This window comes from Streptomyces sp. NPDC088554 (assembly GCF_044752945.1).
Lineage (GTDB): Bacteria > Actinomycetota > Actinomycetes > Streptomycetales > Streptomycetaceae > Streptomyces.
Map to the genome: position 1 here is coordinate 17,245 of NZ_JBIVMF010000021.1, position 16,201 is coordinate 33,445.

The 16,201-nt window shown below is 72.8% G+C and carries 14 protein-coding genes and 1 pseudogene; 14 read left to right on the forward strand and 1 reads right to left on the reverse strand.

The features are described 5' to 3' along the window. Window positions 1-459: 459 nt before the first annotated feature. The 9 genes from ACIP8W_RS23455 (at window position 460) to ACIP8W_RS23495 (ending at window position 10,731) form a co-directional block, all read left to right on the forward strand. Window positions 460-2,490, forward strand: a complete 2,031-nt coding sequence (locus ACIP8W_RS23455; RefSeq protein WP_402204539.1) for a tetratricopeptide repeat protein — start codon at window positions 460-462, stop codon at window positions 2,488-2,490. Between the two features lie 198 nt (window positions 2,491-2,688). Next, window positions 2,689-3,804, forward strand: a complete 1,116-nt coding sequence (gene ald / locus ACIP8W_RS23460; protein ID WP_401958049.1) for an alanine dehydrogenase — start codon at window positions 2,689-2,691, stop codon at window positions 3,802-3,804. Between the two features lie 389 nt (window positions 3,805-4,193). Beyond that, window positions 4,194-5,309: a ParA family protein gene (locus ACIP8W_RS23465; protein WP_401958047.1), complete on the forward strand. Its 1,116-nt coding sequence runs from the start codon at window positions 4,194-4,196 to the stop codon at window positions 5,307-5,309. Continuing rightward, on the forward strand, window positions 5,306-5,872 hold the full coding sequence (locus ACIP8W_RS23470; protein WP_401958044.1) for a hypothetical protein: 567 nt from the start codon (window positions 5,306-5,308) through the stop codon (window positions 5,870-5,872). Before ACIP8W_RS23465 ends, ACIP8W_RS23470 begins: the two co-directional genes overlap by 4 nt. A gap of 50 nt (window positions 5,873-5,922) precedes the next feature. After that, window positions 5,923-6,849 (forward strand): segregation and condensation protein A, encoded by a 927-nt coding sequence (locus tag ACIP8W_RS23475; RefSeq protein WP_402152846.1) that lies wholly within the window; start codon window positions 5,923-5,925, stop codon window positions 6,847-6,849. After that, window positions 6,846-7,502: an SMC-Scp complex subunit ScpB gene (scpB, locus tag ACIP8W_RS23480; RefSeq protein ID WP_401958039.1), complete on the forward strand. Its 657-nt coding sequence runs from the start codon at window positions 6,846-6,848 to the stop codon at window positions 7,500-7,502. The genes ACIP8W_RS23475 and scpB overlap by 4 nt, the downstream gene beginning before the upstream one ends. Next, window positions 7,502-8,761, forward strand: coding sequence for a pseudouridine synthase (locus ACIP8W_RS23485; protein ID WP_402204482.1), 1,260 nt, complete (start codon window positions 7,502-7,504; stop codon window positions 8,759-8,761). Before scpB ends, ACIP8W_RS23485 begins: the two co-directional genes overlap by 1 nt. Before the next feature lie 189 nt (window positions 8,762-8,950). Further along, window positions 8,951-9,712, forward strand: coding sequence for an NUDIX hydrolase (locus ACIP8W_RS23490; RefSeq protein ID WP_401958033.1), 762 nt, complete (start codon window positions 8,951-8,953; stop codon window positions 9,710-9,712). Next, on the forward strand, window positions 9,709-10,731 hold the full coding sequence (locus tag ACIP8W_RS23495; RefSeq protein ID WP_401958030.1) for an ADP-ribosylglycohydrolase family protein: 1,023 nt from the start codon (window positions 9,709-9,711) through the stop codon (window positions 10,729-10,731). Before ACIP8W_RS23490 ends, ACIP8W_RS23495 begins: the two co-directional genes overlap by 4 nt. A gap of 46 nt (window positions 10,732-10,777) precedes the next feature. On the opposite strand, the pseudogene ACIP8W_RS23500 reads toward ACIP8W_RS23495, so the two are convergent. After that, a pseudogene (locus tag ACIP8W_RS23500) lies at window positions 10,778-11,523 on the reverse strand (DNA polymerase beta superfamily protein). Between the two features lie 97 nt (window positions 11,524-11,620). Between ACIP8W_RS23500 and aroH the strand changes: the two are divergent. The 5 genes from aroH to der all read left to right on the forward strand — a co-directional run bounded on the left by aroH (window position 11,621) and on the right by der (window position 16,064). Beyond that, window positions 11,621-11,983, forward strand: a complete 363-nt coding sequence (aroH, locus tag ACIP8W_RS23505) for a chorismate mutase (protein WP_401958027.1) — start codon at window positions 11,621-11,623, stop codon at window positions 11,981-11,983. Continuing rightward, window positions 11,980-13,065, forward strand: coding sequence for a prephenate dehydrogenase (locus ACIP8W_RS23510; protein WP_402152850.1), 1,086 nt, complete (start codon window positions 11,980-11,982; stop codon window positions 13,063-13,065). Before aroH ends, ACIP8W_RS23510 begins: the two co-directional genes overlap by 4 nt. 99 nt (window positions 13,066-13,164) lie before the next feature. Then, window positions 13,165-13,878 carry a (d)CMP kinase gene (gene cmk, locus ACIP8W_RS23515; RefSeq protein ID WP_401958021.1) on the forward strand — a complete coding sequence of 238 codons (714 nt, stop codon included), beginning with the start codon at window positions 13,165-13,167 and terminating at the stop codon, window positions 13,876-13,878. After that, window positions 13,836-14,537 (forward strand): lysophospholipid acyltransferase family protein, encoded by a 702-nt coding sequence (locus ACIP8W_RS23520; protein ID WP_401958078.1) that lies wholly within the window; start codon window positions 13,836-13,838, stop codon window positions 14,535-14,537. Before cmk ends, ACIP8W_RS23520 begins: the two co-directional genes overlap by 43 nt. 66 nt (window positions 14,538-14,603) lie before the next feature. Then, the gene (gene der / locus ACIP8W_RS23525; protein ID WP_401958018.1) at window positions 14,604-16,064 is read left to right on the forward strand and encodes a ribosome biogenesis GTPase Der; all 1,461 of its coding nucleotides are present in this window, start codon (window positions 14,604-14,606) and stop codon (window positions 16,062-16,064) included. Window positions 16,065-16,201: the final 137 nt, after the last annotated feature.

The window sequence follows — 16,201 nt, forward strand, 5'->3', positions numbered from 1 at the left end:
GTGGGGTCGCCGGTGGATCCGCCACTCGTCTCATCTGACGAAATGCTGATCCGATTGGGGGATCTACCGGCCGCGCCCGAACCGTTCCGTCGCAGAGAGTGAACTACGCTCGAACCGCCCGGTGGAGACCCGCCGGGCTCGGCTCGTGCGCAGGCGGACGGAGCGTGGCCCGTGACGGATCAGGCGGTGGATGTGGACGGTCCCGGCCGCGCGCGGGCTGCTGGCGGGCGCGGTGGTGTCTCCGCATCAAAGTCCACTATTGAATCAAAGTCAACAGCGTGGACGGCGACCGCATCCGACCTCCCACCGGACGGCGCGCGGGAGCGCGCATCCGACCGGATCGCCGTCGGGAGCGACGAGCCGGCCGTCGCCGTCGTTGTTGCCGACGCGCCGATCGTCACCGCGCCCGATCCCGAGCAGCCGCCCCCGCCCGTCCGCCCCCGGCCCGCGCCCCGGCCGGTGGCGGACGGGCCCCGGCGGGTACGGCCCCCGCACGACGGCTGGTTCTTCGGACGGCAGCGGGAGCTGAAGGCGTTGCGCGGGGACATCGAGCGCGCCGGGCTCAACACGATCTCCGGCCGCAAGGAACCCCGCGCCCGGGTACTGCTGATCGCCGGACGCCCCGGATCCGGGCGCACCACACTCGCGCAGGAGCTGGCCCGGCGGCTGCGGGACGGCTATCCGGACGGTGTCGTACGGACCCGGCTCACCGAGTCCGACGGCGAGCGCGTGCCCACCGAGCGGACCGCCCGCGAGATCCTCGGGGTCTTCGGGGTGGCCTCCCCGCCCGGCGCCGGGGAGGACGAGCTGTCCGAGATGGTGCGCGAGGCGCTCGCCGTCCGGCGGGTCCTGCTGCTCCTCGACGACGCCGTGGACGCCGAGCAGGTCGATCCGCTGGTGCCCGACAACCCCGACTGCCTGGTGGTCGCGGTGGCGCAGGGCCCGCTCACCGGGATCCCCGACGTCCGCCCGTGCACGCTGGGCGGGATGGACGCCAAGGCCGCCATCGAACTGCTCGGGCGGTACGCCGGGGCCGTACGCATCACCGTCGATCCGCAGGCCGCCGAATGCCTCGCCGAGGAGTGCGGCGGGCAGCCCGCCGCACTGGTGCTGGCCGGTGGCTGGCTCGCCGCCCGGCCCACGGCGTCGGTCGCCGATGTGACCAAGCAGCTGTGCGCCGTACCGCACGACCCGGAGCGGCCCGCCGGTGACCGGCCGCTCGCCCGCGCCTTCCGGCTGGTGTACGAGAGCCTGCCCGGGGCCGCCGCCCGGATGCTGCGGCTGCTCGCGCTGGCGCCCGCGGGCCTCGTCGACGCGCACACCGCGTCCGCGCTGGCGGGCTGCTCGGTGTCGGCCGCCCGCGCGATGCTGGACGACTTCACCGTACGGGGGCTGGTGCACGCGGCCGGGGCGCTTTCCCCGGACGCGGACGACCGGGACGCCGACGCCCAGTACCTCGTCCCCGGCTCGCTGGTCCCGCTGCTGAGCGCCGTCATGGAGCGGGAGGACCGGCCCTCCGAGGTGCAGCTGGCCCGCGCGCGGATGCTGGAGCGGACCGTACGGCTGCTCCACTCCTGCCGCGCGGTCACCGACCCCGAGGGCTCCCCGGCCCGCAAACGGCTCGCCGGGCTGCCCCGCGCGCTGCGCTTTCCGACCGCCGACGCCGCCGACCGGTGGCTGTTCTCGCGCCGGCCCGCGCTGCTGGCCTCCGCCCGGCTCGCGGTCGCGGACGGCGAGCTGGACACCCTGGCCCGCAGGCTGGTGGCCGCGCTGGTCCGCGCGCTGGCCGCGCACTGGGGCACCGAGGCCGCCGCGCCGGAGCTGTACGGGCTCCACCACCTGGTCCTCGACATCGCCGAACGCCAGGGGCTCCACCGCGAGCAGGCCGCCGCCCTGCTGAACATCGGCGACCTGGACGCCCGGACGGGCCGTACCCACGACGCGCTCGTCCGCTACCGGGCCGCGCTGGACGCCGGACGCGCGGCGAACGACCTCTACGCGACCGGCCGCGCGATGGAGTCCGTGGGCGGCGCCCACCAGGATCTGCGCGACTGGCAGCGGGCCGCCGACTGGTACGGCAGGGCGCTCTCCCAGCGGCTGAACCGGGGCGAGCGGGAGGACGAGGCCAGGCTGTACGGCCGTCTCGGCACCGTCCACACCTACGCGGGCCACTACGGCGCGGCGCTGCGCGACTGGCGGGCCGCCGCCGCCGTCTACCGCAGACTGCGCGACCTGCCGGGCCAGGCCAGGGCGTTGAGCGAGGCGGGCCGGGTCCAGGAGTACGCGGGCCGCCCCGAGGAGTCGCTGCGCACCTGCCGGGAGGCGGTGGAGATGGCGCGGCAGGCCGGTGACGTACGGCTTCAGGCGGCGCTCCAGCTGAGGGTGGCGGACACCCTCGACCGGCTCGGTGACCCGACGGCGGCCAGGCTGCACCGGGGCGCTGCCGAACGACTCCTGGAAACGGAGGGAAAACACCTGCGAAACCCGTAGCGCTTCGGCTGGAGATTGATGCTTTGCAAGGCTAGACAGTGGGAAATCCTTCATTAGACTGGCTCTGCCGCATCTTCGCGGTGCCTCCTTGTACGCTCCGTGTGCAGGGATATGTATGGGATCGTCCCCTGGGCTCCCCCGGTCGCTCCTCCTGGGATCCACCACGGGAAGTCCCCCTAGCCAAGGCTGTGATCTGCCGTGTTGGTCGGTATCCCCCGCGAGGTCAAGAACAACGAGTTCCGGGTGGCCATCACCCCCGCCGGAGTGCACGAGCTGGTGAGCCGGGGGCATCAGGTCGCCGTCGAGGAGGGCGCGGGCACCGGCTCCTCGATCACGGACGACGAGTACACCGCCGCGGGCGCGCGGATCCTGCCCACCGCCGACGAGGTCTGGGCCGGTGCCGATCTGCTGCTCAAGGTGAAGGAGCCGATCGCCGAGGAGTACCACCGGCTGCGCAAGGACCAGACGCTCTTCACGTATCTGCACCTCGCCGCCTCCCGCGCCTGCACCGACGCCCTGCTGGACTCGGGCACCACCGCCATCGCGTACGAGACCGTCGAGACGGCCGGCCGCGCGCTGCCCCTGCTGGCCCCGATGTCCGAGGTCGCGGGGCGGCTGGCCCCGCAGGTCGGCGCGTACCACCTGATGCGCTCGGCCGGCGGCCGGGGTGTGCTGCCCGGCGGGGTGCCCGGCACGGCGCCGGGGCGGGCCGTCGTCATCGGCGGCGGGGTCTCCGGCTGGAACGCCGTCCAGATCGCCGTCGGCATGGGGTTCCACGTAACGCTGCTCGACCGGGACATCAGCAAGCTGCGCGAGGCCGACAGGATCTTCGGTACGAAGGTACGGACCATCGTCTCCAACACCTTCGAACTGGAGAAGGCGGTCGTCGAGGCCGACCTCGTCGTGGGGGCCGTTCTCATCCCCGGCGCGAAGGCGCCGAAGCTCGTCACCAACGACCTCGTCGCCCGGATGAAGCCCGGAAGTGTACTTGTCGATATTGCGATTGATCAGGGTGGCTGCTTCGAGGATTCGCGCCCCACGACGCACGCCGAGCCGACCTTCCGCGTCCACGACTCGGTCTTCTACTGCGTGGCCAACATGCCGGGCGCCGTTCCGCACACCTCCACGTACGCCCTGACCAACGCCACGCTGCCGTACATCGTGGAGCTGGCGGACCGCGGCTGGGCCGGTGCGCTACGGCGGGATCCGGCCCTTGCCAAGGGGCTCAACACCCACGACGGCCAGGTGATTTACCGTGAGGTGGCCGAAGCGCACGGTCTGGATCACGCCGAATTGAGCACGCTTCTGGGGTGACGCGTCAACGCGTCTCGTCAACATCGCGCCGACGGCCGGATCTTGCTCAGCGAGGTCCGGCCGTCGGCGTGCGGGACCGCTCCCGACCCCCTGGTCAACACGCCTCGAACGCAACGTTTTCAACCGTTTGGCGTGGCGGTCGAACGGGCCGAACGTGCCTTGGTGAGAGGCTTGTGCGCCCTTGACAGGGAGGTGTTCGGTTGCCGACACATCGGGCCGGGTCCGGTGGATTGTGTTGCTGCGAAGCGGTGACACGCCATAGAGTCGCCAATCGTCGGCATGGTGCCACGCTGACCTATCGATAAAGTTTCCTGGTCCCGTCCAAGGAGGTAAGACGACTTGTGAATGAGTCGACATTTACTCCCGGGGGTGGTCACCCAGGAACGCCGGTGAGGGGCCAGAACCCGTCGTCGGGGTTCGAAGCCGTCGGCTCCGTAGCGGTCCGCACCTTCGCCACCCACCAGCACATGACGACAGCCCACCAGATGATGGACGGCCAACACGTGAACGCCATGGCCGGCAACGAGGGCGGGCGAGAGTCCAGCCCATTCGCCGACTACAACGAAGTGCCCGAGGGGCACTTCTACGACCCCGACGCCGAATACGAGCCCGACCCCGAGTACGCGGCCACCCTCGCCCCCGACGCCGCACGCCAGCGCCGCGAGCGGATCGGCCCGACCGGGCGTCCCCTGCCGTACTTCCCGATCCCGGGCCCGCTCACCGACCACGGCCCCGCGAAGATCATCGCGATGTGCAACCAGAAGGGCGGCGTGGGCAAGACCACGTCGACCATCAACCTGGGTGCCGCGCTCGCGGAGTACGGCCGGCGGGTGCTTCTCGTCGACTTCGACCCGCAGGGAGCCCTGTCGGTCGGTCTCGGCGTGAACCCGATGGAGCTCGACCTCACCGTCTACAACCTGCTCATGGAGCGGGGCATGGCGGCCGACGAGGTCCTCCTGAAGACCGCCGTGCCCAACATGGACCTGCTGCCGAGCAACATCGACCTCTCGGCCGCGGAAGTGCAGCTCGTCAGCGAGGTCGCGCGCGAGTCCACGCTCCAGCGGGCGCTGAAGCCGCTGCTGCCGGACTACGACTACATCGTGATCGACTGTCAGCCCTCGCTCGGTCTGCTGACCGTGAACGCGCTGACCGCCGCCCACAAGGTGATCGTGCCCCTGGAGTGCGAGTTCTTCGCGCTGCGCGGGGTGGCGCTGCTGACCGAGACCATCGAGAAGGTCCAGGAACGGCTCAACCCCGAGCTGGAGCTCGACGGCATCCTCGCCACGATGTACGACTCCCGTACGGTGCACAGCCGCGAGGTCCTCGCGCGCGTGGTCGAGGCGTTCGACGATCACGTCTACCACACGGTGATCGGGCGGACCGTGCGCTTCCCGGAGACCACCGTCGCCGGTGAGCCGATCACCACATACGCCTCGAACTCCGTCGGCGCCGCCGCGTATCGCCAGCTCGCCAGGGAGGTGCTCGCCCGGTGTCACGCCGTGTGAGTCTGCCCGGGGCCGACGAACTGTTCCGTACGACCGGTGGCACGGCGCTGACCTCCTCCTCGCCCGCGTCCCAGCGGCGGAACGCCAACGGCGAACCCCGCGTGCCGGGCCCGGCGGGGGAGAGCGACCCGGCGGGCGAGGAGCGGTCGGCCGGCGCGGCGCGGACCGGCCGGACCGAGGAGCACTCGGCCACCGACGCCCACGCGGCGGAAGCTCCCCGGAGCCGGACGGCGGACGCCGAACAGGCGGCCGCCGCGGTACAGGGCCGCAGACCGCCCGAGGCCGGCGGTCAGGGACAGCCGCAGGGCGGCCAGCAGCGCCGGCGGGGGCGGGGCGCCAACCGCCGCCCCAGCGGACGCGAACGGCACGACGAGAAGATCACGGTCTATGTCTCGGCCGAGGAGCTGATGGACCTCGAACACGCGCGCCTCGTCCTGCGCGGTGAGCACGGGCTCGCCGTGGACCGGGGGCGCATCGTCCGCGAGGCGGTCGCCGTGGTCCTCGCCGACCTCGAATCGCGCGGCGACGCGAGCATTCTCGTACGGCGTCTGCGCGGACGCTGAAGGTAGCCTGCGCGGACAGCCCCGAGCGACCGCCAGGAACCTGGACCACCATGCCCCCGCCCTCCGGCCCCACCCGCCGGCCCCGTCGCACCCCGGGGCGGGGGGCCGGGGCGTCCGCGGAGGGCGTTTCCGCCGGGGAGGCGGATGTCTCCGCCGGTGAGGCGGGTCCGGGCGACGCGCGGTTCACCGTACGGCTCACGAACTTCGAGGGGCCGTTCGACCTGCTGCTCCAGCTCATCTCGAAGCACCGGATGGACGTGACCGAGGTCGCGCTGTCCCGGGTCACCGACGACTTCATGGCGCACCTGCGGTCGCTGGGGCCCGACGGGGACCTCGACCGGACCACCGAGTTCCTCGTCGTGGCCGCCACGCTGCTGGATCTGAAGACCGCCCGGCTGCTGCCCGCCGCCGAGATCGAGGACGAGGCCGATCTCGCCCTCCTCGAAGCGCGTGACCTGCTCTTCGCGCGGCTGCTCCAGTACCGCGCGTACAAGCGGGTCGCCGAGATCTTCGGCGCGCGCCTGGCGGACGAGGCCGGGCGTTTTCCCCGTACCGTCGGACTGGAGCCGCACCACGCCGGGCTGCTGCCCGAGGTCATGATCAGGATCGGGCCCGAGGGGTTCGCCGCGCTCGCGGCGCGGGCGATGCTGCCGAAGCCGCCGCCGCGGGTGTACGTCGACCACATCCACGCGCCCCTCGTCTCCGTACGGGAACAGGCGGGCATCCTCGTCGCACGGCTGCGGGAGCGGGGCGCGCTCGGCTTCGCGGCGCTCACCGAGGACGTCTCCACGCTGACGGTGGTGGCGCGCTTCCTGGCGCTGCTGGAGCTGTACCGGGAACGGGCCGTCGCCCTGGACCAGGAGGAGGCCCTCGGGCCGCTCATGGTGTGCTGGACGGGCGGGGACGGTGACGCGGCGCGGGCCGTGACCGATGAATTCGACCGTGAGCCGCGGTTCGACCGTGAGGAGAAGGCGTGAGCGACCGTGCGGGAGACGGTGCGAGTACGGACGCGGGCGGCGACGCCGGGGCGCTGGAGCTGCGGCCCGCGCTGGAGGCCGTCCTCATGGTCGTCGACGAGCCCGCCACCGAGGAGCACCTCGCCGAGGTCCTCGGCCGCCCCCGTCGGGCCGTCGCCGACGCGCTGCGGGCGCTGGCCGACGAGTACACCGCCCAGCGCCGGGGGTTCGAGCTGCGGACGGTGGCGGGCGGCTGGCGGTTCTGCACGCGGCCCGCGTACGCGAAGGCCGTCGAGGCGTTCGTGCTCGACGGCCGGCAGGCCCGGCTGACCCAGGCCGCGCTGGAGACGCTCGCGGTCGTCGCGTACCGCCAGCCCGTGAGCCGGTCGCGGGTCTCGGCCGTGCGCGGAGTGAACTGTGACGGGGTGATGCGCACCCTCCTCCAGCGCGGGCTGGTGGCGGAGGCGGGCGCGGAACCCGAAACAGGTGCGATCCTGTACAGGACGACGAACTACTTTTTGGAGCGGATGGGCCTGCGGGGCCTGGACGAGCTCCCGGAGCTGGCCCCCTTCCTCCCAGAGGCGGACGCGATCGAGGCCGAGAGCCAGGAAGGCGTTCCGTCGTTCGATCCGGACGCCCCGGATACTCACGAAGACGACAAGACGGAACTTTGATGCGAAGCAACGACAGGAACAGCGGAAGCGGCAACCGGAGCGGCGGGGGCAGGAGCGGCAGCGGCGGCGGCCGGGACGGCCGGGGCGCCGGCGGCGGTGGTGGCCGAGGCGCCGCGGGCGGTCGCGGTGCCGGTGGCGGCCGGGGTGCCGCGGGCGGCCGGGGCGCGGCCGGTGGCGGTCGCGGGACGAGCGGTGGCGGCCGGAGCGCGAGCGGTGGGCGTGACGACGAGCAGAAGCGTCCCTCCCGTCCGCGTCCCGAGGAGCGCCGTTACGACGTCGGCCGTTCGGAGGGCCCCACGGGCGGTTCCACCGCCTCCGGCGCGCCCGGCGGCGCGCGTCAGGGTGCCCGTGGCGCGGCGGCCCGCGGCGGCGCCAAGGGCGGCCCGAAGCCCTCGCAGAGCGCCGGCCGGGGCGGTCCGCGACGCGGCGCTCCGTCCCGTCCGCGCGAGCTGGACGCCAAGATCGAGCAGCGCAACCGCGACCGGTACTCCGAGAAGCCCTCGATCCAGACCCCCAGGACCAACCCGGGCGCCGAGCAGGAGGGCGAGCGGCTCCAGAAGATCCTGGCCCGCGCCGGCATGGGTTCGCGGCGGGCGTGCGAGGAGCTGATCGAGCAGTCGCGGGTCGAGGTCAACGGCGAGATCGTCCTCGAACAGGGCATGCGTGTCGACCCGGACCGCGACGAGATCAAGGTCGACGGCCTGACGGTCGCCACCCAGTCGCACCTGTTCTTCGCGCTGAACAAGCCGGCCGGTGTCGTCTCCACGATGGGCGACCCCGACGGCCGCCAGAACCTGGGCGACTACGTCACCAACCGCGAGACCCGGCTCTTCCACGTCGGCCGGCTCGACACCGAGACCGAGGGCATCATCCTGCTCACCAACCACGGCGAGCTGGCCCACCGTCTCACCCACCCCAAGTACGGCGTGAAGAAGATCTATCTCGCCGCGATCCAGGGCCCGCTCCCGCGCGACCTGGGCAAGCGCCTCAAGGACGGCATCCAGCTGGAGGACGGCTACGCCAAGGCCGACCACTTCCGGATCGTCGAGAACACCGGCAAGAACTACCTGGTCGAGGTCACCCTCCACGAGGGCCGCAAGCACATCGTCCGCCGCATGCTCGCCGAGGCGGGCTTCCCGGTCGACCGGCTCGTGCGGACGTCCTTCGGGCCGATCCCGCTGGGCGACCAGAAGTCCGGCTGGCTGCGCCGCCTCACCAACACCGAGGTCGGCATGCTGATGAAGGAAGTCGGCCTCTAGGAACGGCTTTCGCCGACTTCCTGGCGGGCCGTCAAGTGGGCTCCGGGAATTTCCGGAGCGTTGTGTCGGGTGAAGCCCGTGGCCTCGGTGGCCACGGGCTTCACCCGTGTCCGGGGCGGGTGCCATCCGTCTTGTGCCGGGGCCCCGTTCGGTTTTATAGTCAGTACGACTATAAAAAAGGGGGCGGTCATGGGTCGCGCAGGAGTGTCCGAGCGGGGCGTTCCCGAGGGGTACGACCCGGCCGACTTCGCCCCGTTCGCCGTCACCGTCGATCTCGCCGTCTTCACCGTCCGCGCGAACCGGCTGCACGTCCTGCTCGTCGAGCGCGGCGAGGACCCCTACCGGGGCGACTGGGCGCTGCCCGGCGGCTTCGTCCTGCCGAGGGAGTCCGCCGGGCAGGCCGCCCGCCGTGAACTCGCCGAGGAGACCGGGCTGTCGGACGAGACCGCCGGGGCGCTCCACCTGGAGCAGCTGCGCACCTACAGCGACCCCGACCGCGACCCCCGGATGCGGGTCGTGTCCGTGGCGTACGCGGCGCTCGTACCGGACCTTCCCGAGCCGCGCGGCGGCGGGGACGCGGCACGGGCCCGGTGGACGGAGTTCGGCGCCTTCGGGCCGCTGGCCTTCGACCACGCGGAGATCCTCGCCGACGCCTACGACCGGGTCGGCGCCAAGCTGGAGTACACCTGTCTCGCCACGGCCTTCTGCCCGCCCGAGTTCACGCTCGGGGAGCTGCGGCAGGTGTACGAGACCGTCTGGGGCGTGCCGCTCGACCGCCCCAACTTCCGGCGCAAGGTCCTCACCACGCCCGGGTTCGTCCAGGCGCTGGAGGGGCCGCCGCGCCGGACGGGCGGGCGGGGGAAGCCCGCCGCGCTCTACCGCGCGGGCGCCGCCGCGACCCTGCGCCCACCTCTTCTGCGACCGGAACGACCGGAAGGACGGACCGCATGATCATCGCGAGGACCCTCACCAAGCAGGCAGCCACGGGCACGCTGATCGGGCTCGCCCTGGGCGACGCCCTCGGCTTTCCCACCGAGTTCGACGATGTGCCGTCGATCCTCGCGAAGAGCGGGCCCTGGCGCGAGATGGACCTGTCCCGCCCGGCGTTCGTCTCCGACGACACCCAGATGACCCTGGCCTTCGCCCGCGCGATCAGGACCGCGATGGACCGGGGCGTCCTCGGCCCGCTGCGGCTGGAGGCGCCGCTGCGCGAGGAGTTCGTGGCCTGGTACCACTCCCCGGACAACAACCGCGCCCCCGGCCGCACCTGTCTGACCGCCTGCCGGCTCCTGGACAGCGACCTGCCCTGGCAGCGCGCCAGCCGGATCGACTCCAAGGGGTGCGGCGCGAACATGCGGGTGGCGCCGATCGGGCTCGTACCGGGTCTGAGCGACGAACAGCGCGCGGGCGCCGCGCAGTTGCAGGCGGCGCTCACCCACGGCCACCCCACCGCGCTGGCCGCCTCCGACCTCACGGCGCGCGCCGTCTATCTGCTGGCGCACGGCGGCGAACCGCAGGCGCTGGTGGGCCAGTTGCGCTCGTACGCGTACGAGAACCGTGAGCACTACTACCGCCGCTGGCTCGGTGACCTGTGGACGTACTCCGGCCACGCCACCCCCGAGGCGTTCATCGCGCAGGGCTGGGACGAGTGCCTCGACATCCTCGAACGCCTCCAACTGGCCCTGCGCACCCCCTCCCGGGAGACCGATCCCTGTCTCGCCACCGGCGACGGCTGGATCGCCGAGGAGGCGTTCGCCACCGGGCTGCTCTGCTTCCTGCTCTTCCCCGAGAATCCGGTCCTGGCCCTGCGCCGGGCCGCCTGCACCCGCGGCGACTCGGACTCCCTCGCCTGTCTGACCGGCGCCTTCGCCGGAGCGCACCTGGGCGCGGGCGCCTGGCCGAAGGAGTGGGCCGAGCGGATCGAGTACCGCAGCGATCTGATGTCGCTGGGAGCGCTCTGGGACTCTTGACCCCTGCGTACGGACGCGGGAAACCCCGGGGCGGCGGCCAGGTCGGTCACGGCGCTGCCCCGGGGCTCCCGGTGGGTTCGACGCGCTGCACGACTTCGTCGTCCGGGCGCGTACGGAGCGCCGAGGCGCGGCGGGTCCTGATCAGGAAGTCCTCGACGCGGGCGCGGTCCGGCTCCGGAGGGAGCGGGGAGCGCGGGGCCGCCGCCTCGGCCTCGGCGGTGAGGCGGGCATCGCGCGCTCGACCTCCGGCCAGGGCACCTCGCCGCGCTTGACGGCGAGCAGCGCCGCGCGGTCGGGGCCCGCGTCGATGACCAGCTCGCCCGTACGGAGCAGATCGCGGCAGCAGGCGAGGAGCCGCAGCAGATGCATGGCGTGCTTCCAGCGCGGGGCGCCGTGCTGCCGGACATCCGCCTGCAGCTTCCGGCGCCGGCCGACGGCGTACCGTACGAAGGTGCGGTGGACCTCACGGGAGAGGAACGCGTCGCGCAGCGCGAGCAGTTCGCGGCCGGTGTCGTCCAGGCGCTCGACGAGCGGGGAGTGCAGGCACTCCAGGACATTCGGGTTGGCGCGCAGCGCGAGGGAGCGGAAACGCTCCAGCTCCCAGGAGAACTGCTCCTCGGCCGGGCCCTCCAGGTGCGTGGGAGGCTTCTCGAAACCCCAGAACAGCGCCGTCGGGGCCACGAAGACCCCGCGTCGGTCGGTGTCGCTGTCCTCGGTGGCCAGCCCGAAGGAGCGCGAGCCCATCACACAGGAGTAGACGGTGTGATCACGGACCGGTGCCTCGGGTGTGATGAGCGGGGGGCGTCATGGCCAGAGGGTACGTCGCCGCGCCGGGCGCCCGGACGGCTGACTACCCTGGGGCGGAGCGAGTCGAACTGAGGAGAACGTCGTGGCGGTACGAGCGGTCCGTGGGGCAGTCCAGCTGGAGCGGGACGAGGCCGGACACATGGACGAGCAGGTCAAGCAGCTCCTCACCGCGATCCTGGAGCGCAACGGGCTGACCGCGGACGATCTGATCAGCGTGTGGTTCACGGCCACGCCCGATCTGCACAGCGACTTCCCGGCCGCCGCCGCGCGCGGGCTCGGCATCGTCGACGTGCCGCTGATCTGCGCCCAGGAGCTGGACATCACCGGCGCCCTGCCGCGCGTCGTGCGCATACTCGCCCATATCGAGTCCGATCTGCCCCGGTCCGAGATCACCCACGTCTACCTCGGCGCCGCCGCGACCCTCCGCAAGGACATCGCCCAGTGAGGACCGCCCTCGTCATCGGGACGGGCCTGATCGGCACGTCCGTCGCGCTCGCCCTGGCCGGGCGCGGTGTCACCGTCCACCTCCGGGACCACGACCCCACCCGGGCCGCCACCGCCGCCGCGCTCGGCGCGGGCACGGACGAGCCGCCCGAGGGTCCGGTGGACCTCGCGATCGTCGCCGTACCGCCCACGCGGGTCGCCGCCACCCTCGCGGAGGCCGTACGGAACGGCGTGGCCCGCGGCTATCTGGACGTGGCCAGCGTCAAGGGCGGGCCCCGGCGGGAGCTGGAGGCGCTGGGGATCGATCTGGGCGCGTACATCGGTACGCACCCGATGGCCGGCAAGGAGCGGTCCGGGCCGCTGGCGGCGACCGCCGACCTGTTCGACGGGCGGCCCTGGGTGCTGACGCCCGCCGGGGACACCGGCACCGATGTGCTCAACCTGGCGCTGGAGCTGGTCGCGCTCTGCCGCGCCGTACCGGTGGTCATGGACGCCGACGCGCACGACCGCGCGGTCGCCCTGGTCTCGCACACCCCGCAGCTGGTCTCCTCGCTGGTCGCCGCCCGGCTGACGGAGGCCGACGAGACGGCCGTACGCCTGTGCGGCCAGGGCATCCGCGATGTCACCAGGATCGCGGCCTCCGACCCCACGATGTGGGTCGAGATCCTCTCGGCCAACCCCGGCCCCGTCGCCGATGTGCTGGCCGGTGTCGCGGCCGACCTGGACGGGACGGTCGAGGCGCTGCGCGCGCTCCAGTCCGCCGACGAGGAGAAGCGGCGCGGTGGCACGGCCGTGGTCGAGGACGTCCTGCGGCGCGGCAACACGGGCCGGGCGCGGGTGCCGGGCAAGCACGGCGCGGGCCCGGTGGCCTACGAGGTCGTGGCCGTCCTGATCAGCGACCGGCCCGGCGAGCTGGCCCGGATCTTCGCGGACGCGGGCCGCGCCGGGGTCAACGTGGAGGACGTACGCATCGAGCACGCGACCGGGCAGCAGGCGGGCCTGGTGCAGCTGATGGTGGAACCGGCGGCGGCCCCGGCGCTCTCGGCGGCGCTGCGGGAACGGGGCTGGTCGGTCCGGCAGTAGCGCGTCACCGGCGGTCCTGAGCGCTCGGTACCCTTGTGCGGGGGCGTATGCGCGCCCCCGCACAGCCACCCCGTGACTCAGGAGAAGGTGTCCGACCCCGTGGAAAACGGAGCAACCCCCGCCCGGACCGCCCCGGCCGCAGTGATCGTCGCCATCGACGGGCCCTCGGGCACGGGCAAGTCGAGCACCTCCAGGGCGGTGGCGGCCCGGCTCGGGCTGAGTTATCTGGACACCGGCGCGCAGTACCGCGCGATGACCTGGTGGCTGATCGGCAACGGTGTCGACACGGAGGACGCCGCCGCCGTCGCGACCGCCGCGGCCAAACCCTCCATCGTCTCCGGCACCGACCCGGCCGCCCCCACGATCACCGTGGACGGCGCGGACGCGGCGGCCCCGATCCGCACGAAGGACGTCACCTCGAAGGTGAGCGCGGTCAGCGCGGTGCCCGAGGTGCGGTCCGTCATCACCGCGCTCCAGCGGTCCATCGCGGCCGCCGCCACGGGGGGCATCGTGGTCGAGGGCCGCGACATCGGGACGACCGTCCTGCCGGACGCCGACTTCAAGATCTTCCTCACCGCCTCCCCGGAGGCCCGCGCCGCCCGCCGCAGCGGCGAGCTGACCGGCAAGGAGGCGACGGACGTCGCCGCCACCAGGGACGCGCTGATCAAGCGGGACACGGCCGACTCCAGCCGTAGGACGTCCCCGCTCGCCAAGGCCGACGACGCGGTCGAGGTGGACACCACCGAACTCACGCTCCAGCAGGTCATCGACTGCGTTGTGACCCTGGTCGAGGAGAAGCGGGCCGCCGGGTGAGCGCCACCGCGCTGCGCGCCGCGCCGTCGGGCAGGGGCGCGGCGGTCGGGCGCGGCATCGGCATCGGACTGATGTACGGGCTGTGGAAGCCCCGGGTGCTGGGCGCCTGGCGGGTCCCGGCGAGCGGTCCGGTCATCCTGGCCGTGAATCACGCGCACAATATAGATGGCCCGATGGTGATGGGCACCGCGCCCAGACCCACCCACTTCCTGGTCAAGAAGGAAGCGTTCATCGGGCCGCTCGACCCGTTCCTGCTGGCGATCGGGCAGCTGAAGGTGGACCGGGAGGTCACCGACCGCGCCGCGATCACGGACGCGCTCGGGGTGCTCACCGCCGGCGGGGTGCTGGGAATCTTCCCCGAGGGCAGCAGGGGCGAGGGTGACTTCGCCTCGCTGCGCGCGGGGCTCGCGTACTTCGCCGTACGGTCGGGGGCACCGATCGTGCCGGTCGCGGTCCTGGGCTCCACCGATGCCCGGGGGCGGCTGATCAAGGCGCTGCCCCCGCTGCGCGGCCGCGTGGACGTCGTGTACGGCGACGCCTTCGAGGCCGGGGACGGCAGCGGGCGGCGTACCCGCGCGGCGCTGGACGACGCCACGGTACGGATCCAGGAGCGGCTCACCGCCCACCTGGAAAACGCCAGGCGCCTCACCGGGCGCTAGGCAAGACTTGAGTAGTGCGGCACGTGCTTGTGGCGCACCGATCACGATGAACGAGGTACGGACTTCATGAACGACCAGATCGACTCCGGCGAAGAGCACGGAGAGCTTGGCGACGCCGAGTACACGGACTTCATGGAGCTTGCCGCTCAGGAAGGCTTCGAAGTCGACGACGTGGAGGACGCGATCGGTGAGGCCGGTCACGGCCCGCTGCCCGTCCTCGCCGTCGTGGGCCGCCCGAATGTCGGCAAATCGACTCTCGTGAACCGGATCATCGGCCGCCGCGAGGCGGTCGTCGAGGACAAGCCGGGCGTCACGCGCGACCGGGTCACCTATGAGGCCGAGTGGGCGGGCCGCCGTTTCAAGGTCGTCGACACCGGCGGCTGGGAGCAGGACGTCCTGGGCATCGACGCCTCCGTCGCCGCCCAGGCGGAGTACGCGATCGAGGCCGCCGACGCGGTGGTCTTCGTCGTGGACTCCACGGTCGGCGCCACCGACACCGACGAGGCCGTGGTCCGGCTGCTGCGCAAGGCGAACAAGCCCGTCGTGCTCTGTGCCAACAAGGTCGACGGACAGAGCGGCGAGGCCGACGCCACGGCGCTCTGGTCGCTCGGGCTCGGCGAGCCGCACCCGGTCTCCTCGCTGCACGGCCGCGGGACCGGCGACATGCTCGACGCGGTGCTCGAAGCGCTGCCCGAGGCCCCGGAGCAGACCTTCGGGACCGCGATCGGCGGCCCGCGCCGTATCGCGCTCATCGGGCGTCCGAACGTCGGCAAGTCCTCGCTGCTGAACAAGGTGGCGAACGAGGAGCGCGTCGTCGTCAACGAGATGGCCGGGACCACCCGTGACCCGGTCGACGAGCTGATCGAGCTGGGCGGCACGGTCTGGAAGTTCATCGACACCGCGGGCATCCGCCGCAAGGTCCACCTCCAGGAGGGCGCGGACTACTACGCGTCGCTGCGTACCGCCGCCGCCGTGGAGAAGGCCGAGGTCGCGGTCGTACTGATCGACACCAGCGACTCCATCAGCGTGCAGGACCAGCGGATCATCACGATGGCCGTCGAGGCGGGCCGCGCGATGGTCATCGCGTACAACAAGTGGGACACGCTCGACGAGGAGCGGCGTTACTACCTGGAGCGCGAGATCGAGACCGAGCTTGCGCAGGTCGCCTGGGCGCCCCGGGTGAACGTCTCGGCGCGCACCGGCCGCCACATGGAGCGGCTGGTCCCGGCGATCGAGACGGCGCTGGCGGGCTGGGAGACCCGGGTCCCGACCGGCCGGCTCAACGCCTTCCTCGGCGAGCTGGTCGCCGCCCACCCGCACCCGGTACGGGGCGGCAAGCAGCCCCGCATCCTGTTCGGCACCCAGGCGGGCGTCAAGCCGCCGCGCTTCGTGCTCTTCGCCTCGGGCTTCATCGAGGCGGGCTACCGGCGCTTCATCGAGCGACGGCTGCGCGAGGAGTTCGGCTTCGCGGGGACCCCGATCCACATCTCCGTACGGGTGCGCGAGAAGCGCGGCCGCAAGAAGTGATGTGAGAAGCGGGGGGGGGGGGGGGGGGGGGGGGGGGGGGGGGGTTTGTTTGGACCCCCCCCCCCCCCCCGCGCGGGCGGGGGGGGCGGCGCCGCCGGCCCCGGCGGCGCCCCGCGCGCCCCGCGCCCCGCGCGGGC

Coding starts and splice junctions, on each gene's coding strand:
- ACIP8W_RS23495 (WP_401958030.1), top strand. CDS start 9,709: ATGATCATCGCGAGGACCCTCACCAAGCAGGCAGCCACGGGCACGCTG.
- ACIP8W_RS23475 (WP_402152846.1), top strand. CDS start 5,923: ATGCCCCCGCCCTCCGGCCCCACCCGCCGGCCCCGTCGCACCCCGGGG.
- ACIP8W_RS23485 (WP_402204482.1), top strand. CDS start 7,502: ATGCGAAGCAACGACAGGAACAGCGGAAGCGGCAACCGGAGCGGCGGG.
- der (WP_401958018.1), top strand. CDS start 14,604: ATGAACGACCAGATCGACTCCGGCGAAGAGCACGGAGAGCTTGGCGAC.
- ACIP8W_RS23490 (WP_401958033.1), top strand. CDS start 8,951: ATGGGTCGCGCAGGAGTGTCCGAGCGGGGCGTTCCCGAGGGGTACGAC.